Annotated in this window: 22 protein-coding genes and 1 tRNA gene; 16 read left to right on the top strand and 7 right to left on the bottom strand. The window is 65.8% G+C overall.

Annotated features, from left to right (window positions below):
• Positions 1 to 23: 23 nt before the first annotated feature.
• Positions 24 to 458, bottom strand: coding sequence for an ExbD/TolR family protein (locus ACFQRC_RS12270; RefSeq protein ID WP_379961623.1), 435 nt, complete (start codon positions 456 to 458; stop codon positions 24 to 26).
• Between the two features lie 124 nt (positions 459 to 582).
• On the opposite strand from ACFQRC_RS12270, the gene ACFQRC_RS12265 reads away from it, so the two are divergent.
• From ACFQRC_RS12265 to ACFQRC_RS12255, 3 genes are read left to right on the top strand one after another with little or no spacing between them, the layout of a single operon-like run.
• The gene (locus ACFQRC_RS12265) at positions 583 to 843 is read left to right on the top strand and encodes a hypothetical protein (RefSeq protein WP_379961621.1); all 261 of its coding nucleotides are present in this window, start codon (positions 583 to 585) and stop codon (positions 841 to 843) included.
• Between the two features lie 31 nt (positions 844 to 874).
• A complete protein-coding gene (locus ACFQRC_RS12260) occupies positions 875 to 1,081 on the top strand; it encodes a KTSC domain-containing protein (protein WP_379961619.1) in 207 nt (68 codons plus the stop codon).
• 19 nt (positions 1,082 to 1,100) lie between these two features.
• Complete coding sequence (locus ACFQRC_RS12255; RefSeq protein ID WP_379961617.1) at positions 1,101 to 1,556, top strand: GNAT family N-acetyltransferase; 456 nt, start codon at positions 1,101 to 1,103, stop codon at positions 1,554 to 1,556.
• Positions 1,557 to 1,568: 12 nt separating this feature from the next.
• Here ACFQRC_RS12255 and ACFQRC_RS12250 read toward each other — a convergent pair whose 3' ends face one another.
• The 3 genes from ACFQRC_RS12250 to ACFQRC_RS12240 are packed head-to-tail and all read right to left on the bottom strand — an operon-like array spanning position 1,569 to position 3,750.
• Positions 1,569 to 2,006: a TadE/TadG family type IV pilus assembly protein gene (locus ACFQRC_RS12250; RefSeq protein ID WP_379961615.1), complete on the bottom strand. Its 438-nt coding sequence runs from the start codon at positions 2,004 to 2,006 to the stop codon at positions 1,569 to 1,571.
• Entirely contained in the window at positions 2,006 to 2,506 is a 501-nt protein-coding gene (locus tag ACFQRC_RS12245; protein WP_379961613.1) for a TadE/TadG family type IV pilus assembly protein, read from the bottom strand. The genes ACFQRC_RS12250 and ACFQRC_RS12245 overlap by 1 nt, the downstream gene beginning before the upstream one ends.
• Positions 2,503 to 3,750 (bottom strand): pilus assembly protein TadG-related protein, encoded by a 1,248-nt coding sequence (locus ACFQRC_RS12240; RefSeq protein ID WP_379961611.1) that lies wholly within the window; start codon positions 3,748 to 3,750, stop codon positions 2,503 to 2,505. The genes ACFQRC_RS12245 and ACFQRC_RS12240 overlap by 4 nt, the downstream gene beginning before the upstream one ends.
• 179 nt (positions 3,751 to 3,929) lie before the next feature.
• Between ACFQRC_RS12240 and ACFQRC_RS12235 the strand changes: the two genes are divergently transcribed.
• The 4 genes from ACFQRC_RS12235 (at position 3,930) to ACFQRC_RS12220 (ending at position 7,530) form a co-directional block, all read left to right on the top strand.
• On the top strand, positions 3,930 to 4,259 hold the full coding sequence (locus ACFQRC_RS12235; RefSeq protein WP_379961609.1) for a polyhydroxyalkanoic acid system family protein: 330 nt from the start codon (positions 3,930 to 3,932) through the stop codon (positions 4,257 to 4,259).
• Between the two features lie 61 nt (positions 4,260 to 4,320).
• Complete coding sequence (locus tag ACFQRC_RS12230) at positions 4,321 to 5,622, top strand: FAD-dependent oxidoreductase (RefSeq protein ID WP_379961607.1); 1,302 nt, start codon at positions 4,321 to 4,323, stop codon at positions 5,620 to 5,622.
• A gap of 83 nt (positions 5,623 to 5,705) precedes the next feature.
• Positions 5,706 to 5,782, top strand: a tRNA-Pro gene (locus ACFQRC_RS12225).
• Positions 5,783 to 6,015: 233 nt separating this feature from the next.
• Positions 6,016 to 7,530, top strand: a complete 1,515-nt coding sequence (locus tag ACFQRC_RS12220) for an amidohydrolase family protein (protein WP_379961605.1) — start codon at positions 6,016 to 6,018, stop codon at positions 7,528 to 7,530.
• A gap of 208 nt (positions 7,531 to 7,738) precedes the next feature.
• Here the strand turns inward: ACFQRC_RS12220 and ACFQRC_RS12215 are convergent, their stop codons facing one another.
• Entirely contained in the window at positions 7,739 to 8,134 is a 396-nt protein-coding gene (locus ACFQRC_RS12215; RefSeq protein ID WP_379961603.1) for a catalase-related domain-containing protein, read from the bottom strand.
• On the opposite strand from ACFQRC_RS12215, the gene ACFQRC_RS12210 reads away from it, so the two are divergent.
• Positions 8,118 to 8,726 carry an outer membrane beta-barrel protein gene (locus ACFQRC_RS12210; RefSeq protein ID WP_379961601.1) on the top strand — a complete coding sequence of 203 codons (609 nt, stop codon included), beginning with the start codon at positions 8,118 to 8,120 and terminating at the stop codon, positions 8,724 to 8,726. The two genes, ACFQRC_RS12215 and ACFQRC_RS12210, sit on opposite strands and share 17 nt — an antisense overlap.
• Before the next feature lie 164 nt (positions 8,727 to 8,890).
• Here ACFQRC_RS12210 and ACFQRC_RS12205 read toward each other — a convergent pair whose 3' ends face one another.
• Positions 8,891 to 9,811 carry a LysR family transcriptional regulator gene (locus ACFQRC_RS12205; RefSeq protein WP_379961599.1) on the bottom strand — a complete coding sequence of 307 codons (921 nt, stop codon included), beginning with the start codon at positions 9,809 to 9,811 and terminating at the stop codon, positions 8,891 to 8,893.
• A gap of 153 nt (positions 9,812 to 9,964) precedes the next feature.
• Here ACFQRC_RS12205 and ACFQRC_RS12200 point away from each other — a divergent pair, with 153 nt between their 5' ends.
• The 4 genes from ACFQRC_RS12200 (at position 9,965) to ACFQRC_RS12185 (ending at position 14,207) form a co-directional block, all read left to right on the top strand.
• A complete protein-coding gene (locus ACFQRC_RS12200) occupies positions 9,965 to 10,861 on the top strand; it encodes a VOC family protein (RefSeq protein ID WP_379961597.1) in 897 nt (298 codons plus the stop codon).
• Between the two features lie 4 nt (positions 10,862 to 10,865).
• A complete protein-coding gene (locus tag ACFQRC_RS12195; RefSeq protein WP_379961595.1) occupies positions 10,866 to 11,039 on the top strand; it encodes a hypothetical protein in 174 nt (57 codons plus the stop codon).
• 60 nt (positions 11,040 to 11,099) lie between these two features.
• Positions 11,100 to 11,588: a Dps family protein gene (locus ACFQRC_RS12190; RefSeq protein ID WP_379961593.1), complete on the top strand. Its 489-nt coding sequence runs from the start codon at positions 11,100 to 11,102 to the stop codon at positions 11,586 to 11,588.
• Positions 11,589 to 11,783: 195 nt separating this feature from the next.
• A complete protein-coding gene (locus ACFQRC_RS12185) occupies positions 11,784 to 14,207 on the top strand; it encodes a membrane-bound PQQ-dependent dehydrogenase, glucose/quinate/shikimate family (RefSeq protein ID WP_379961591.1) in 2,424 nt (807 codons plus the stop codon).
• Positions 14,208 to 14,417: 210 nt separating this feature from the next.
• Here the strand turns inward: ACFQRC_RS12185 and ACFQRC_RS12180 are convergent, their stop codons facing one another.
• Positions 14,418 to 14,747, bottom strand: coding sequence for a GNAT family N-acetyltransferase (locus ACFQRC_RS12180; protein WP_379961589.1), 330 nt, complete (start codon positions 14,745 to 14,747; stop codon positions 14,418 to 14,420).
• A gap of 332 nt (positions 14,748 to 15,079) precedes the next feature.
• On the opposite strand from ACFQRC_RS12180, the gene ACFQRC_RS12175 reads away from it, so the two are divergent.
• From ACFQRC_RS12175 to wrbA, 4 genes are all read left to right on the top strand, one after another.
• A complete protein-coding gene (locus ACFQRC_RS12175; RefSeq protein ID WP_379961587.1) occupies positions 15,080 to 15,568 on the top strand; it encodes an Lrp/AsnC family transcriptional regulator in 489 nt (162 codons plus the stop codon).
• A gap of 254 nt (positions 15,569 to 15,822) precedes the next feature.
• On the top strand, positions 15,823 to 16,437 hold the full coding sequence (locus tag ACFQRC_RS12170) for a hypothetical protein (RefSeq protein WP_379961585.1): 615 nt from the start codon (positions 15,823 to 15,825) through the stop codon (positions 16,435 to 16,437).
• Entirely contained in the window at positions 16,434 to 18,107 is a 1,674-nt protein-coding gene (locus tag ACFQRC_RS12165; protein ID WP_379961583.1) for an MFS transporter, read from the top strand. The genes ACFQRC_RS12170 and ACFQRC_RS12165 overlap by 4 nt, the downstream gene beginning before the upstream one ends.
• 123 nt (positions 18,108 to 18,230) lie before the next feature.
• A complete protein-coding gene (wrbA, locus tag ACFQRC_RS12160) occupies positions 18,231 to 18,833 on the top strand; it encodes an NAD(P)H:quinone oxidoreductase (protein WP_379961581.1) in 603 nt (200 codons plus the stop codon).
• Positions 18,834 to 18,880: the final 47 nt, after the last annotated feature.

The following is an 18,880-nucleotide window of genomic DNA, read 5'->3' as shown; positions in this document are numbered from 1 at the left end:
ACCGGGGCGGCTTTCGTGTTTGTTCAGCTCCCCGATTTCGCGAAGCGCGCATTGTCGACCAGTCCGAGCCGTTCGATCCCGGCGCCCTTCACGACCGCCAGCAGTCGGTCGAAATCGTTGTAGCGCGTCTCGGCATGGGCGTGGAGGTGAAGCTCGCCGCGCGGATCGTTGCGCACTTCCTCGAGTCGGGCGGGAAGGGCGGCGGGCGCGATCGGCGCCCCATTCCAGCTGAGTCGGCCCGCGGCGTCGATGTCGAGCCGCTGCACGACGGGCTCGACTCCGGCCGCTGGCCCCGCTTGCGGCAGATCGACCGCCACTTTGTGGTTCGCCATCGGCATGGTGATGATGAATAGGACGAGGAGCACCAGCATGACGTCGATGAGGGGCGTCGTGTTCAGATCGCGGATCGGCGCTTCGGAGGGAATGCGGTAGTAAGGGGTGGGGCGGCGCTGGCGCATGTCACTCTCCTTCTCTTGTTATGCAATAACGTAACATCGACGAGCGAGGCGGGCAAGCGAATGCGGCCGTCTTGGCGATCGGGGCGTTGGGCATTATATGGACGATGTGAAGAAGGAACGGGAAATGAAGGCTTTAACCCTGGCGATCGTGGCGGCGCTGGCGCTCGGCTCCGCGGGGACGGCCATGGCCGAGAAGCCCCGCAAGAACGACGCGAAGACGCCGTCCAGCTGGTCCTACGAGATCAAGGACGGCAAGCGCGTGCCCAAGGGCGAAAGGCGGGTGAATGCGGACGGATCCTGGCGGGAGGAAATCCGCCGGGGCGATTGCGTCACCATTCGCGAGAAGACCAGGACCGGCGAATATCGCGAGACGCGGGAATGCTGACCGGCGCCGCTTGACCGGGCTACACGAGCCAATGCCTTCCACCGTCATTCGCTCGATAGCCTACCGGCCGGAGACGGCGGAGCTGGACGTGCTGTTCACGACCGGGCGGCGCTACGTCTATCGCGACGTCCCCGCCGAAGCGGCCGCCGCCTTCCGCGCGGCGCGTATCAAGGGGCCGTATTTCAACCGCCACATCCGCGGACATTATCGTTATGAGGAGCGCCTCGACGGGGATTGAGCGAAAGCGCCGCTTACCTATGAACGTTCCGATGGAAGGGGTGCGGATACGGCCGCTGGTGAGCGGCGACCGGGAGGCATGGCTGCCGCTCTGGCAGGGCTATCAGCTTTTCTACGAGACGCGCAACGCCGATGACGTGACGGCGCGGACGTGGGAGAGGCTGGCCGATCCCAAAGGGCCGCTGCACGGCCTTGGTGCCTATGCGGAGGGCGGGCGGCTCGTCGGCATCGCCCATTATCTGTTCCACCCCAGCAGCTGGACGATCGGCGATTATTGCTACTTGCAGGATTTGTTCGTCGCCGAGGAAGCGCGTGGCCGCAGGGTGGCGCGGGCGCTCATCGAGGCGGTGGCGGAGGCATCGCGAGCCGCCGGCGCGGCGCGGCTCTACTGGCTGACGCATGAATCGAACGCCGGGGCGCGGGCGCTCTATGACAAGGTCGCGCTGCGCACCGGCTTCATCCAGTACAAGATGTGAGGCGGCCGCGCGTCAGGTGGCGGGCTGGGTGTAGACCCTGCGGGTGTGGGACAGAGTGACCGGCTCGACCTCGAAGAAGATGAAGTTCAGCGGCATCTCATAGCCGATCGTGATGTCGGCATAGGTCGCCTCGGTCGCGTCCGGATCGGGCACGCCGTCATTGTCCTCGTCGGGCGAGTGCGCGATCGTCGGCCCGATCAAATTGGCCGGATCGACGCCGAAACGCTTGTCCGTCATCTTCGCCCCGATCTCGGCGTTGGTGGGGAGCGGGAAGATGGTCGCGAAGCGCGCGCCCTCGGACAGAGCGTTCTGGATGCCCGCATTGGCGAAGAACAGCATGCCGAGCTGCGATATGCCGATCAGCATCGCGAAGAAGACAGGAGCGATCAGCGCAAACTCGACGGCGCCGGCGGCGCCTTCGTCGCGAAGCAGATTTCTCGGCCCGCGCATCACTGCACCCGCAGCGAAGCGTCGGCGAAGATCGGAATGCTGCCGTCCGCATTGGCGTCGGCATAAGAAGAGCCGAGCGGCCCATAGCCGAAGAGGGGATCAACCGACGATTCGATCTCCAGCCCGAGATAGCGCGCGATCTCCTCTCCCGCCGCGCAGGAATCTTCGAAATCGCCCATTCTCTCACCGTCGCATTCGAGCCATTTTTCGAGCGTCACATCGTCCTCGTCGACGCCGGCCGCCGCGGCCGCCTCGGCGACGAGATAATCATAGTCGAGCTCGCCGGTGGACGTGTCGGCGCCGTCCATGCTGCGCTCCAGGGTGCGATGGGCGGCCTGTTCGAGATCGAACTTGAGCGAGAGCCCGCGGCTGAGATCGCCCAGCCCCATCACCAGCAGCGCGAGGAACGGCGCGATCAGCGCCAGCTCGATGGTGCTGACGCCGCGATCGTCGCGACCGAGCGCTGACGCGCGCGGCAGGAGGGAGGCGAGGCGCGTCATCCGACCAGTCTTACCCTCGTTCCCTCGAACGCCTTGGCGCCGTTCTCCGGACATTCGTTCTGGATGCTGCTGTTGCCGCTGAACGAGATGCGCCGCGCGACAAGCTGGAGGCACCTTGTGTCCATGCCGGCGGTGCCGTTCATCCTGATATCCTGCTTGGGAAAGTAGAAGCCGCCTTCGAAGAGCGAGCTGGCATTGCCGTTGATCTTGTTGGTGCCGCCCGCCGACGCCCGTCGATCCTGATAGAAGAGCACGCCCTCATAGGTGCCGCTCGTCGGCGAGGACAGATTGACCTGGGCACCGCCGTTCATGTCGAGCGACGCCACCGAATTGCCGTTCGAGCTCGCGTTCTTGCTGGTCAGGATGAAGGTCACGCCCTCGCCCGTGACTTTCGCCTGGGAGCCGAAGCTCAGGGTGCCGCCATCGATATAATAGACGCCGGCGGCGAATGTCGCCGTGCCCTTGATGTCCAGGCCCTTGAAGCACTGGTCAGGCGTGAAGGCCACTGTGTCCTGGGGGCCTACATTCTTGTTGAGGCAGCCGTTCGGCACGACCGGGTCCGGCAGCGCGGCGAACGGATCGTCCTGGGCGGTAGAATAAGGCTTGAGGATTGTCGGGGCTATATAATTGCCGCTGGGGCTCAGGCCGCCCATCGCCGCGATCGGCGTCGCGAGCACGGTGGAGCTGCCGCCGGCGGTGACGCCGTTGGCGGCCCGGCTGTTGGTCGCCATGCCGCATCCCAGGCTGATATTGGTGTTGCCCTTGAATTCGATGCCGACATTCTCGCCCTCCTCCAGCGAGATGACGCAGAAATCGCCGTCCTCAACCACGGCCGCGGTCGCCTCGACGCTGATGACGGGGGGCGTGCTGATGAAAAAGCCCATGAAGGGCAGGGAACGCTGCGTCGACAGGACGACCCGGACCGCGCGCGCATCGCCGGCATGGGCGCCCGCCGTGGGCGCATTCTCGATGGTTGCCGGGACGGCGAGGGGGAGGGTGTTGTTGAGCGCGAGGTCGCTCGTGACGGCGTCGTTGACCGACGCGCTCTGATGGATGGAATGGGCGCCGGCGATCGCGCCCGAATCCGCCGCTCGCTGGAGCTGGCGCTTCCACAGGCTCAGCTGGATGGTGTCGATCGCGAGCGCCGCCGATCCGATCAGCAGCGGCATCGAAGCCGCGCCCAGGACCAGGACATTGCCGCGCTCATTCTTCCTGAGCTGCTTCATCCAGCGGAACGCACTCATGGAATCACTCCTCGACCAACGCTGGAAAAAATATTCCCAACGGAGAAGCTGGTAGGCCACGCCGATTGACGGAACCTTGAGGAAAATCCTTAACGCGCGGTTGTCCTCGCTGTCGGTCCGCCGCCTCCGTCGCGCGCGAGACGCTTGTGCGCGGCGCCCGGGGCGGGCAAGATCGCGCCATGACCCAGCCGATCGTCGTCAACCTTCCCCACAGACTCGGCGCCGAGGAGGCGAAGCGGCGGATGCAAGGCGGGATCGGCCGCCTCAAGGACCATATCCCCGGCGGCGCGGCCGAAGTGACCTCGCGCTGGGAGGGCGACCGGATGTTCCTCAACGTCCGCGCCATGGGCCAGGAGGTGGACGGCCATATCGACGTGCTGGAGACCAAAGTGCGGCTGGAGCTGACCCTGCCCGCCTTCCTCGCTCTGTTCGCCGGCAAGATCGAGGGCCTGCTCAAATCCAAAGGCGCCGAACTGCTCGAGGACAAATCCGGCGGGAAGGGCGGATGACGCCCCCTTGCCACGGCGCGCCACCGCGCTAGCATCCGGCCGGCAATTAGCGGAGACGGGGATGCGGCATATCGCGGTGATCGGGTCCGGACCCGCCGGCTATTACAGCGCCGAGGCGCTCCAGAAGGAATATGGCGAGGAGGTGCGGATCGACGTGATCGACCGGCTGCCGACGCCGTTCGGCCTGGTCCGCTCCGGCGTTGCCCCCGACCACCAGTCATTGAAGGCGGTGGCGCGGCGCTACGAGAAAGTGGCGCTGTCCGACACCGCCCGCTTCGTCGGCAACGTCACGGTGGGCAGGGACGTGAGCATCGACGAGCTCAAGTCGCTCTACGACGCGGTCATTCTCGCCACCGGCGCGCCCAATGACCGGCCAATCGATATTCCCGGCCACGATCTGCCCGGCGTGGTCGGCTCGGCAGCCTTTGTCGGCTGGTATAATGGCCACCCCGAGTTCGCGGACCTCGATCCGCGGCTCGACGTCGCGGCGGCCATGGTGATCGGCAACGGCAATGTCGCGCTCGACGTCGCCCGCATCCTCTCCAAGACGCCGGCCGAATTCGTCGGCTCGGACATCGTCGCCCACGCCTTCGAGGCGCTCGGCAATTCCGATATTCGCGACATCCATGTGCTCGGCCGTCGCGGGCCGCACCAGATCGCGATGACGCCCAAGGAGCTTGGCGAGCTCGGCCATCTCGAGGCGGCCGCCCCCAGGGTCGATATCGAGGATTTTCCGCCCGAGCTCGACGACGCCTTGCTCGAACCGGGCCTGCGCAAATCGGTCACGCATCTGCGCGCCTTCGCCGCGGCGGGGGAGGCGAAGCGCAAGACCATCGCCTTCGACTTCTTCGCCATGCCGATCGCGATCGAGGGGGAAGGCAAAGTCGAGCGGGTGATCGTCGAGCGCACGCGGCTGACCGACGACTTGCGCTCGGTCGGCACCGGCGAAACCTATGCCATTGAATGCGGTCTGGTGGTGAGCTGCATCGGCTATACGACGCCGCCGATCGAGGGTGTGCCCTACGAGCATGGCCGGGGCCGCTTCGCCAATGCCGACGGAGTGATCGGCCCCGGCCTCTACTGCGTCGGCTGGGCGCGGCGCGGCCCAAGCGGCACGATCGGCACCAACCGCCCCGACGGCTATGAAGTGGCGGAGCGGATCAAGGCGGACCTCGGCCCCGGATCGACCCGCAAGCCCGGCCGCGCGGGCCTCGACACCCTGCTCGAAAGCCGCGGCGCCGATGTCGTCACCTTCCGCGATTGGCGCAGGATCGAGGCGGCCGAAACCGCCCGTGCACGCGAAGGCAGCCCGCGCGAGAAGTTTACAATCATCGCCGACATGCTGGGGGCAAGGGGCGACTGACAAGTCCGCTTGCGCTCCCCCCTGGCCCTCCTTATAGGCCCGTCACCTGTCTCCCGGTTGGCTTTCGAGCCAGACGCACCGGTCGGGGAGTAGCTCAGCCTGGTAGAGCACTGTCTTCGGGAGGCAGGGGCCGGAGGTTCGAATCCTCTCTCCCCGACCACTTTATCCAAAAGCGACGCATTTCCGCCTATTGGCCTGTCGCCGCGGATGGCTTGAGCGTGAGAGCGCTGTCGTCATCGCGCATATCTCCTTTGGAAAAGCGGCATCGGGACGCCGGCCCTCCGCCCTGTCGCCAACGAGCCTGAATCGGCGGCTGTTGACACCTCGTACATAGTATACGATCCCGTTCCCAGGGAGGGCAGGGCTATGGTAGAGCTTAGTCGGAAGGAGTTCATGCGGCTGGCGGCCCTGGGCGGGGCGGCGGGACTTGGACTTGGGTCCACCCGCGCGGCGGCCGCGACGGCGCAACGGACAACGACGGAAGCGCCGCCTCGGACGCTCATTCGGGGCGCCGACATTCTCACCATGGATCCGACGCTCGGCGAGCTGTCGGGCGCGGACGTGATCCTCGAGCATGGCAGGATCGCGGCCGTCGGCAAGGGCCTCTCCGCCGACGACGCGGTGGTGATCGAGGGGCACGGCATGATCCTGATGCCGGGCATGGCAGACGGCCACCGCCATATCTGGCAGATCGCCGATGCCGGGCGGCTGGTGAAGACGAATGTCAAGGAGTTCGCCGCCGGCTACCAGATCTGGAAGATGAAGTGGATGCCCTGCGCGACCGCGGAGGACCACCATCTCGCCGCTTATTATGGCGGGCTGCAGGCGATCGATTCCGGCGTCACGGCTTTGCTCGACGTCGCTCATGGCCAGCATACGGCGGATCGCGCCCTGGCGTCGGCGCGCGGCCTCAAGGAGTCGGGCATCGCCGGCTGGTTCGCCTATCAGGTGAGCAACCGCATCGGCTGGGGCCCCGGCGACAGCCTGCCGCTCGCCGAGGCACGGGCGCAGCTTGGCTCGTTCACCACCGACGATCATTGGGAGATTGTGGCGCGGTTGCAGGAGGAGGTGCTGAGCGATCCGGACGGGCTGCTCCGGCTCGGCATCGCGCTCAGCGTCGGATCCAAGGGCCAGCCCCTCGCCCGCGTCGCCGAGCAGGAGTTCGGGCGGGCGCGGGCGATGGGGATCGGGATCATCACCCATCATGCCAATCCGGGGCCGACCGACATCCCGCCGGGCTATTTCGGGCATCGGGGGCTCGGCCTGTTCGACCTCCACGAGGCCGGCCTGCTTGGCCCGGATTTCCACTGCTCGCACGGCGTCACCGCGACCGACGAGGAGCTCAAGCTGATGGCCGAGACGGGGGTGATGCTCGGCGCCACCGCCATCGCCGAGACTTTCCCCAGCCGGCCGCTCGCCCGCCGCGACCCGGCCCATGGCCGCGCGCGGGCCTTCGGCGTGCGGACCGGCATCGGCACCGACACGCCGCTCTCGCTCACCCAGGATTATTTCGAGCATATCCGCGCCTCGTTCCTGAGCCTGTTCCTGGACCCGGAGAGCGAGGCCATCGCCAATCGCTACCATTCGCCCGACATGCTCGAATTCGCCACCCGTGGCGGCTATGACGCGATCCGGCTCGGCGACATCGGCGGCTCGATCGCCGTCGGCCGCCGCGCCGACCTCGTCCTGCTCGGCACCGATCGGCCGGGCTTCCCCACCGCCGGAACCCTCGCCGACCGGGTCGTGAACTTCGCGGCGCGGACGGATGTCGACAGCGTCTGGGTGGCGGGGCGGCTGCTCAAGAGCGGCGGCGCGATGGTCGGCATCGACTGGCGCGCCCTCAACGCCCGCATAGCCGCGATGCAGGCCCGCATCGAGGCGGCCATGGAGACGATCACCTTCACCTGAAGTAAGATCATCTTAGGTTACGTTCTCCCGTCATTCCCGCGAAAGCGGGAATCCCGCTTCCTTTCTGGCTGAGGCGTGTCGAGAAAGAAGAAGTGGGATTCCCGCTTTCGCGGGAATGATGTGGAGGGGGCAGAATGGGTTGCGATTCCCGCGCGGCAGTCCGGCCGCTCTCCCGCTTTTTGGGCGGCGGGACAGCGGCGGCTCCCGGTCAGCTTTCGCCCATGCCTTCGGCCGGCTGCGGCGCGGCGCCGGTGCGCACCTTGTCCTCGATTCGCTGGCCGACACCGGCATCCACATTCTTCCAATATTGGAATGCGCGGCCGAGCACCGGCTCGCGGACGCCGCCCGAGAGGCTGCCGGCGACCTGGTCGACCAGCTTCTGGCGCTGCGCATCGTTTCGCTCCCGCCGGCCATTCCGAGCAGCCGAATAAGTTGGAACGGAACATTCCAGAAAGTTTGTCGCCGTTGCTGCTATTCCAAAAAGCTGAACAATCCGTTCGATATTATTCAGCTGCCTTATAATGGCTTGGCACCCTAGATCCTTTGGCACGAGGCCGAACGATGGCCCGATCAAAGGAGTTTGAAAAATGAAGCGTATCGTCACTTCCGTAGCAGCCCTGGCTTTGGCGACGGGCCTGGCCACGGCGGCGTCAGCCGAGCCGTTCAACGGACCCTATGTCGGCGCGCAGGCCGGCTGGAACCAGGACGATCTGGGCACGCCGTCGACCCCGCTCGGCGACAGGGCGGTCGATCGTTCGCGGGATTCCGCCTCGGGCGGTGTGTTCGCGGGTTACGACTACAAGGTCAGCCCTCGCTTCGTGCTGGGCGCCGAGGCCGGGGTACAGTTCGGCGCCGACGACAGCATCGTCCGCGACAACGGCGCGGCGCGGATCACCATCGATCCCAAGCGCTCGCTCGATCTCACCGCCCGCGCCGGTTACCTGATGACCGACAATACGATGCTCTACGCGCGCGGCGGCTATACCAATGCGCGGGTGCAAACGTCGGTCGAGAATGCGGGCGGCATCCGCTCGGCCTCGGCCAACCGCGACGGCTGGCTGGTCGGCGGCGGCATTGAGCACGCGCTCAGCGACAACGTCTCGGCGCGGGCGGAATATCGCTATTCCGACCTTAGCGAAGGCGATGGCAAGTTCGACCGCCACCAGGCGCTTTTCGGTATCGCCTATCGCTTCTGACGAGTCGTGGAGAGGGCTGAGGCGCGCGCAAGGCGCCTCGGCCCTCTCCCTGCCTTTTTCAGGTTTGAATCGTCATTGCGGGGAGCGCGAGCGACGAAGCAATCCATACGCACCGAGTATGGATTGCTTCGCTCCGCTCGCAATGACGGATCAGCCCAATCGCATCAGGCTCTAATCTCGCCTTGTCGTTCCTGGCCCACTTTCACGAACCGCTCCAGAAGCCAGGCCGCCGCCGGGCCCGGCGGCGAGTCGCTTCGGTAGATACCCGACATGCGATAGCTCACCCCGGTTTCATCCGGCATCGCCAGTTTGACCAGCTTCCCTGTTCGCAGATCGTCCTCGACCATCGGCTTCGGCATGTTGCCCCAGCCGATCCCCTCCCGAAGAAGCGCTCGTTTTGCCCCCAGATCCGCGAGGCGCCAGGTATGGGGGCTCACGACCGCGAAGTCTCGCCCCTCCGACAATGGCGACCGGTCGGTCAGCACGAGCTGCACATGATCGCGCCCCATCCCCGGGTGAAGCGCGTCTTCTTTCGCCAAAGGATGGTCCGGGGATGCCACCGGGATGAGCGGCACGGACCCGACGATCACATTCTCGATGCCCGGCATATCGGCGGCGAGCGGACCGCTGATCCCGATCACCGCCTTGCGCTGCAGCACCAGCGCCGTCACCGCGCCCAGCGCCTCCACGTGGAGGTTGAGCGCGACGGTCGGAAACTCTTCGTAGAAGGCTCTCAGCGCCTCACCCAGCCAGGCCGAGGGGAGCATGACGTCGACCGCGAGATCGACCTGGGCTTCGAGGCCCTGAAGCAGGCCTCGGACCTTCGCCCGCAGCCCATCCACCCCCTGACCGATCGACCGCGCCTCGGCCAGCACGGCTTGCCCGGCGACCGTCAGCCGAGGCTTGCGCGTGCCTTGTCTTTCAAAAAGCGAAAGCCCCAGCTGCGCCTCGAGGTTCGCGATGCCGTAGCTGATCACCGAAGTGGCGCGATTGAGCCGCCGCCCGGCTCCCGCGAAGCTGCCCGTTTCCACCACGGCGAGGAAAATTCTGAGCTGATCGAATGTCGGCGTGCCCGGTTCAGACATTTCCGGTTCCTCGAACAATAGGGGCCAACAGCACGGTCTGGACCGCCGCCACTTTTCGGAAGAGTTGAATGGTTCGTTCCATATTTGTCTACTAAAATTGTACGTCGACGATCACCATATTCCTTCTGTCAAAGCAATTTCAGGAGGAATGCGGTGACGACAGCTCTCGCCACAGCGGTGGCCGACGGCCGCGATCCGGTGCTCGGATATGCACCTCACCGCGTCGGCCGAGTCACGCTCATCGTCCACGACCTCGATCGCCTGTCGCGTTTCTACCAGTCCACGCTCGGGCTGCGGGTTCTGGAACAAGCGCCGGGCGCGGTCCGCCTAGGCACGGGCTCGTCGGTTCTGCTCGAGCTCGAACATGATCCCGATGCGCGGATCCGCGACCGCCGTGAGGCAGGCCTGTTCCACACCGCCTTTCTCCTGCCTGACCGTGCCGAGTTGGGAGCCTGGCTGTCCTTTGCGATAAGGGAGGGCGTGGAGCTGACCGGCGCCGCCGATCACCTCGTCAGCGAGGCGGTCTATTTGGACGATCCGGAAGGCAATGGCATCGAAATCTACGTCGACCGCCCGAGCGCCGACTGGCCTCGCGCGAACGGCATGATCGAGATGGCCAGCGATCCGCTGGATCTGGACGGCCTCATGAACGCAGCCGCGGGACGCAACTGGTCCGCCTTTCCCGAGGATGGCGTCATCGGCCACGTCCACCTGCAGGTCTGCGACATCGCCGCGGCCGACGCCTTTTACGGGGGCGTGCTCGGGTTCGACATCACCTGCCGCTACCGCGGCGCGAGCTTCTACGGCTCCGGTGGCTATCACCATCAGCTCGCCGGCAACATCTGGAACAGCCGGGGCGCGCCTGTGCGCTCCGATCGCGCGACCGGCCTCGCCGACGTCGAGCTCATCGTCGACGACGAGGTCATCGACGCGGTGCGTTCACGGACATCGTCGGAAGGTCATGTCGTGGGCCCGCGGCGCATCTCGCTGCGCGATCCCTGGGGCACTTCGATCACATTGCGGTCCGCCCGACCGGACCAAGGAGGATAGGAACATGATCATCGACGGAAAATGGTTGCCTCACTTGCCGCCGGTGGCGGCGATCGTCGCCAGCAGCGGCGTCGCCGGCCGGCATCGGGAAGCGAAGCGGCAGGACGAGCTTCTCGACGAGGCGCTGAAGGAGACCTTCCCCGCAAGCGACCCGGTGAGCGTGGCCCGGATCAACTGATCCGTCCGGATGTTCCAACTCCGGAAAAGAGGAAGACCCACACCATCAAAGGAGAATGACATGTCGACCGTTACCGAACTCAAGACCCCGACCGACCTCGAGCGCAACTCGGTTCGATCGGTTGCCGAAGCATTGAACGCGGTGCTCGCGGACAGCTATGCGCTCTATCTCAAGACGAAGAATTTCCACTGGCACGTCACCGGCCCGCATTTTCGCGACTACCATCTGATGCTGGACGAGCAGGCGGCGCAGATATTGGGGACGACCGACGCCATCGCTGAGCGCGTCCGGAAGATCGGCGGCACCACATTGACGTCGATCGGGCACATCGCGCGCCTGCAGCGTATCGAGGACAATAATGACGATTATGTCAGCGCCAGCGACATGCTGACCGAACTCCATCGCGACAATCTGAAGCTCGTCGAATATCTGCGCGAGGCCAAGGAAGCGGTCGACGCGGGCGGCGACAATGCCACCGCCGGCATGCTCGACGATTGGACCGACCAGGCCGAGGAGCGCGCCTGGTTCCTGTTCGCGTCTCTCCAGTAAGGGAGCGCGACTGCTGGTGCAGGGCCTCAACCGCGCGCGGGTGAGGCCCTGGCGCTTCTGTCCCTCGTCAATGCCCGATGGCTGCGGGAACCAAGGAGCAAGCTGAGCGGTTAGCGCCAAGAGATTGGCGGAGTTCCAAGCCGCCCTGTCGTTCGCGTCCAGTGCATCAGCGTGGTTCAGAACTCAGGGGGTCGAATGTCCGATACCGTTCCGCAGCGCCCGCCCAACCGCTCATGGCTCGTCAAGGGCGTCGCCCTACTTCTGGGACTCATCGGGCTCATATTGGCCGCCGGCGGCGCCTGGCTCGCGATACTCGGAGGCTCGCTTTATTATCTTCTCGCCGGCCTGGGACTGATCGGCTCGGGCGCGCTGCTCTTCCGGGGCCGTCCGACAGGCGCCTGGCTGTATCTCGGAATCTTCGTACTCACCCTCATCTGGGCCCTCTGGGAAGTGGGTCTCGATGGCTGGGCACTCGTTCCGCGCGTCATCGGACCGGCGGTCCTCGCCATCCTGGTCCTGCTTGTCCTGCCGCTGCTGGTGCCGGCGCGCTGGGGGTGGGGCAAGGCGCTGGCGGCCGTGGGCGCAATAGCGGTCCTTCTGATCGCCGGCGGAATCGTGACGGCGATCGCGGGCAGGAGCGAGGCCGGCCCGCTTCCGCCCGTTTTGGCCGCGGCGATGGCGGACCCCGCGGTGATGACCGCGGGCGCGGACTGGCCCGCTTATGGCGGCAGCTACAGCGCGCGGCGCCATTCTCCGCTCGCGCAGATCACGCCCGAGAATGTCGACCGTCTCGAGCGCGCCTGGGTCTATCACACGCGCGACCTCCCAGCGGCGGGCACGGGAGACAATAAGTATGGCGCCCAGACGACGCCGCTCAAGATCGGCGACACCCTCTATCTCTGCTCGGCCAAGAACATCCTCATCGCGCTCGATCCGGCAACCGGGCGGGAACGCTGGCGCTATGATCCGCGGGTTTCGGACGAATGGATTCCGTACACGGCCGCCTGCCGCGGTGTCGTTTATTATGCCGTGCCGGACTCGCCCGCCGATGCGCTCTGCGCGACCCGGATCATCGAGGGGACGCTCGATGCGCGGCTGATCGCCGTCGATGCGCGCTCCGGGCGTCCCTGCCCCGATTTCGGGAATAATGGCCAGGTCGATATCAAGGCGGGCATGGGGCCGGTGTTCCCGGGCATGGTGTCGATCACTTCGCCGCCGACTCTGGTGCGGGGCGTGCTCGTCACCGGCCACCAGGTGCTGGACGGGCAGCGGCGCGACGCGCCTTCAGGGGTCATTCAGGGCTTCGACGCGGTGACGGGCGAGAAGCGCTGGGCCTGGGACCTGATGAACCCGACCTGGACCGCCGACCCGCCGCCGGGCGCGATGTACGCACGCGGCACGCCCAACATGTGGACGATCGCAAGCGGTGATGAGGCCCTCGGCCTCGTCTATCTGCCGATGGGCAATGCCGCGGTCGATTACTGGAGCGGCAGTCGCCGGCCTCCCGAGAATGAATTTGCCACCTCGCTGGTTGCGCTCGACGTCACCACAGGGGAGCCGCGCTGGCATTTCCAGGCGGTGCATAACGATGTCTGGGACTATGATTTCGGCGGCCAGGCGACCTTGGTCGATTTCCCGGCCAATCAGGGATCGGTGCCCGCGCTGGTGCTGCCGAGCAAGCAGGGCGACATCTACATCCTCGATCGCCGCACCGGCCGGCCGCTATTCCCGGTCCACGAGCGGCCGGTGCCGCAGGGAGGCGTCGAGCCGGAGCAGCGCAGCCCCACCCAGCCCTTCTCGACCTACCATAGTCTTGCCTTCCCGAAGCTCACCGAGCGCGACATGTGGGGCATGTCGCCGATCGACCAGATGGTCTGCCGCATCCAGTATCGCCGCGCCGCTTATGAAGGCCCCTATACGCCGCCCCGCTCGGACCGCCGCTCCGTCCAATATCCGGGCTATAATGGCGGCACCGACTGGGGCGGGATCGCGGTCGATCCGGTGCGAGGGCTCATCATCGCCAATTACAATAATATGCCGAACTATGTCCGGCTCGTTCCCCGCGCAAAGGCCGACGAGCTTGGCTGGGCGCCGCGCAGCGAAGCGCGCGGCGGCGACATGGGCGGCGGCGCGGAAGGCGCCGGCGATCCGCAATGGGGGACGCCCTATGCGGTCGACGTCAACGCCGGCTGGCGGCTGCCGTTCACCGGCCTATTGTGCAAGGAGCCACCTTATGGCGGCATCCGCGCCATCGATCTTCGAACCGGCCGCACGATCTGGGACCGCCCGCTGGGGACCGCCCGCAAGAACGGACCTTGGGGAATTCCGTCGATGCTACCGATCAACATCGGCACTCCGAACAATGGCGGAGCGGTGGTGACGGCAGGCGGGCTCGTCTTCATCGCGGCCGCCACCGACGACCTCATCCGGGCGATCGACATTCGCACCGGGGAGACGGTGTGGCAGGATGTGCTGCCGGCCGGCGGTCAGGCGACGCCGATGGTCTACGAAATGAATGGGCGCCAATATCTCGTCATCATGGCCGGCGGCCATCACTTCATGGAGACGCCGATCGGTGACGAGCTGATCGCTTATGCCCTACTGGATGACGCAAGGTGAGGGCAGCCATCGGATTGGATTGCCAGTGCCCGTAACCCAGTCCGTTCTTGCCACTGCGAGTAGGGCGTGATGAGTTTGGATTGCACCATCTCGTCATGCTGAACTTGTTTCAGCATCCATTCCGAGCCACACGACGGGTGGGTAGGTGGACCCTGAAACAAGTTCAGGGCGACGATTCAATGTAACCGCATCCCGCTCTACCGATCTCGATCAGGATAGACCGAGCTGACGCCGCCAGGTTACGTCGACGAGGTCATGCTCTTCGGCATGCTTCTTGATGTAGGCGGCGAAGAAGGGACAGATCGGGATCACTTTCAGTCCGCGCTCGCGCGCGGCGGAAAGGCCGGCGCGGATCAATGCGCTCCCGATTCCCTTGCCCTCATGTTCGGGCGGAACCTCGGTATGCGTGAACATGATCATGCCCTTGGGCAGATTATACTCGGCGACAGCGCACGCATCGCCAAGATCGATCTCGAAGCGCTTCCGATCCGGATTGTCGCGGACCTGCCAGTCGCCTCGAGATGAAGATTGTCGCTCCATGATGGCGGTCTTTAGATCATGAATGGCCATCGGATGATAGCCCGTGGCCGATCCGCGGCCAGTGGCCCCGGCGCAAGCAGCGCGGGTCGGGCTCCGCCCCGCCGGGTCCGTCAGCGGGCGATCAGGCTGGTAATTGCGATCAGGGCCGGCAAGAGGGCGAGGGCCGCGGTGAACAGGGCAATTCCGCTACGTTCGGTGAGTTCCATGATTGGTCTCCTTCCAGGGGGTCGACAACGCTGCCGGAAATTCGGCGGGCGTGCCTCCTTAGATAGGCTTGAACGCGTCGCATGTGCCGCTGAACTTCTTGACGTTCTCCGCAGTTTCTGCGGTGAATGACGGCCGTGGACGCCGAAGCTGCTCTCGACCGGATCGACCGGAAGATCCTGCGGATATTGCAGGCGGAGGGACGACTCACCAACCAGGCGCTGGCGGAACGCGTCGCCTTGTCGCCGAGCGCCTGCCTGGCCCGGATTCGCCATCTCGAGCGGACCGGCGTCATCCAGGGTTATAATGCGCGGATCGATCCATTCGCGCTTGGGGTCGGGCTGGTTCTGTACGTCGAGGTCTCGCTCGCCGGCAGCCGTTCCGACGAAACGGCGCGCTTCGAGGAGGCGATGGCGGCGCTGCCCCAAGTGGTCGAAGTCTCCGACGTCAGCGGCGATGTCGATTACATTCTCAAGATCGTCGTCGGCAACATGGCCGAATGGAACCGCCTGCGCGAGCAGCTCACCGGCGGCGACCTCGGCGTTGAGCGCGTCACCACCCATGTGCTGATGCGCAAACCCAAGAAGTTCGTTGGATATCCGGTGCCGGATCGATGATTTTTCCGCGCTGGACGCCGCGCCGCGCGGCATCCCGATCCGGAAACTGACCGGCGATCGTCGAAGCGCACCACCGCTCGCCAAGGAACCAGCGGGCTTCAGTCCGCTTTTGCTTGTGGCAGGTGTGGAGAAACGCGAGTGGCGGAGATATTCGGACTTACGAAGCCGCTCTGGGAGATCGGTCTCAGTGCCACGATCGTCTATTTCGCGCTCATCCTGCTCCTCCGTTTCATCCCGAAGGGGGCATGACTAGGATGACGAAAGACGCGGCTCACCGGATGCCCGAGCGGGAATGGCGCTGGACGCTGGGCTCCGGCGGCTCGACGATCCTTCTTGCCGCGGTCGCCGCGCTGCTCCCGATTATCGAATGGGCGCCCCGGGGCGGGCTTGTCGGGTGGCTGCTGTTCCTGGCGGGCGGACTGGAGATGATGTTCGGCTGGAAACGGGGCCTCGATGCGGTCGGCAAGACAGCCGTCGGCGCGGGGGCTCTGACCGTCCTGGCGGGCCTGTTGTTCGTCGCCAACCCGCTCGCTCACTATTTCCCGGTCGCCAATGTCGTGATGGCATGGCTGCTCCTTCGCGGAGCGTGGGTGCTCGTCATGGTTCCCAGAGTGCGCGGCGCCCGCCTTCGGCCGTGGCTCGCGATCGGCGGCGTGGCGGACGTGCTGCTCGGCGTCGGACTTCTTCTCGGGCTCCAGATAACGACCTTTGTCGTGACCCTGTTCGGCCCCACGCGCGAAATCGTGGCGCAATTCGCGCTGATCCTGGCCGCGAGCTTTCTCGTGACCGGTGTCGCGCAGGTCGCCATTGCGCTTGCGGAACGCCGGCAATCGCGGACTGCGCGCGAGATGCCGAAGATGCGGCCATGAACGACTCCGCGCAGCCTGTTTCCGAGCAGGCATCGGCGCTCGCGCCGTTCCGCCAGGGCATCTTCCGGTCGGTGTGGATTGCCACTTTGGCCTCCAGCTTCGGCGGAATGATCCAGGGCGTCGGCGCCGCCTGGATGATGGTCGCGCTCGGCGCGTCGGCGCAGATGGTGACCTTGGTCCAGGCATCCATCACATTGCCGATCGTGATGCTCGCGCTGGTCGCCGGCGCGCTCGCCGATGCGTTCGATCGGCGCAAGCTGATGCTCACGGCGCAAATCTTCATGTTCGTCGCGTCGACCATATTGGCCGGCTTCGCCTATTTCGATCTGATCACGCCGTGGCTGCTGCTTCTCTTCACCTTCCTCATCGGTTGCGGCGCAGCCCTCAACGCGCCCGCCTGGCAGGCCTCGGTCGGAGCCATGGTCCCGCGCGAGGACATTCCGTCCGCGGTCACCCTCAACAGCATGGGCTTCAACCTGGCGCGAAGCGTCGGGCCGGCGATCGGCGGCCTGATCGTCGCGGCCGCGAACGCGGCCGCCGCGTTCACGGTCAATGCGCTGAGCTATGTCGCGCTCATCATCGTCCTGGCGCGCTGGCGCCCAGCGGCCGAGACGCGCCTGCTTCCGCGCGAACGGCTCGGCAGCGCCATCATATCGGGCGTCCGCTATGTCGCGATGAACCCGAGCATAAACTCGACCCTCGTTCGCGGTTTCGTGACCGGAGTCGGGGCGAGCTCGGTCTCCGCGCTGTCGCCGCTGATCGCCCGTGACCTGATCGGGGGCGGCCCGGCGATCTACGGGCTCCTGCTAGGCGCGTTCGGCGTCGGCGCGGTGGGGGGAGCCCTCTGGTCTCATCGGCTGCGCATCGCCTACCCGAACGAATTGATCGTTCGCTTCGCTCTCTTGGGATCGGCGCTCGGCATCGCCATTTGCGCCTTCAGCAGCTGGCTCGCGCTGACGATGGCCGCGATGGCGCTGTGCGGCCTGGGTTGGGTGCTGATCGTTTCCCTGCTTAACGCGACGGTGCAGATGTCGGCGCCGCGATGGGTCGTGGCGCGCGCGCTTTCGCTCTACCAGATGGCGACCTTCAGCGGCATGGCCGGCGGCGCCTGGCTATGGGGCTATATCACGGAGGAGTCGGACCTTTCGACCGCTTTGCTGATCGGGGCGGGGGTGCAGCTTGGCTGCGTCGCGCTCGGCCGCTGGTTCCGCCTGCCCGAGACCGAGGACATGAACCTCGACCTGCTCGATTTCAGCGAGCCGGCAACGATGGTGCCGGTGCGCGGCCGCATGGGCCCCGTCGTCGTCACCATCGAATATCGAATCGCCCAGGAGGATATTTACGCGTTCCTGGGCGCGATGGCGGAGCGGCGGGTGATCAGACGCAGGAACGGAGCGCGGCGCTGGTCCCTGCTGCGAGACCTCGCCGAACCAGAATTGTGGATCGAGCGCTATCACAGCCCGACCTGGACCGAATATCTCCGCCATAACGGCCGCTTCACGCGCGACGACGCGTTGATCGGCAAGCAGATCAGGGCTCTGCACCGGGGACCGGGCGAACCGCCCGTCCGACGTCTCGTCGAGCGGCAGACCGGTTTCCCGCCCGACGGCGCCGACCTCGATTCACGGGTTCTGGCGCCGCCCATGACCGATCAATCGCGCCTCTCCTGAGACTGGGATCGGTCGAGCCACGCCGCCGGTCATGCCGGACTTTGGGAACATCATGGCCGCGATGCGTTGACAGCTCGTAACCCGGCCTGACGGAACACATTTCCTGCTGAATGGACTGAAATTATGCCCCGGATCCTCGTTCTCTATCATTCCACTTACGGTCATATCGAGACGATGGCGACAGCGATGGCCGAAGGCGCGCGCTCGGTCGAAGGCGCGGAAGTCGATATTCGCCGGGCGCCGGAACTCGTGCCCGAGGAGGTCGCGCGGAATTCCGGTTACAAGATGGACCAGGAGGCTCCGCTTGCGAGGGTCGACGAGCTGCCGGGCTATGACGCGATCATCATCGGCGTCGGCACACGCTACGGCCGGATGGCGTCCCAGATGGCGAACTTCCTCGACCAGACCGGCGGCCTGTGGGCGAGCGGCGCCCTCAACGGCAAGGTCGGCTCCGCCTTCTCGTCGACCGCCACCCAGCATGGCGGCCAGGAAACGACGCTGATGGCGATCCACACCAACCTCATGCACCTGGGCATGGTCTGCGTGGGGCTGCCCTACAGCTGGGCCGGCCAGATGACGCTCGACGAGATCACCGGCGGCACCCCTTATGGCGCGACCACGATCGCCGGCGGCGACGGCTCCCGCCAGCCGAGCGAGAACGAGCTTGAAGGCGCGCGCTTCCAGGGGCGCCTGGTTGCCGAGGTGGCCAAAAAGCTGCATGGCTGAGGCGTTGACGCTGAAATCGGCGGTGGAGATCGATTCCGGTCTCCACC

This window comes from Enterovirga sp. GCM10030262 (assembly GCF_042666435.1).
Taxonomy (GTDB): domain Bacteria; phylum Pseudomonadota; class Alphaproteobacteria; order Sphingomonadales; family Sphingomonadaceae; genus Allosphingosinicella.
This window is presented reverse-complemented; position numbering and strand designations above follow the sequence as displayed.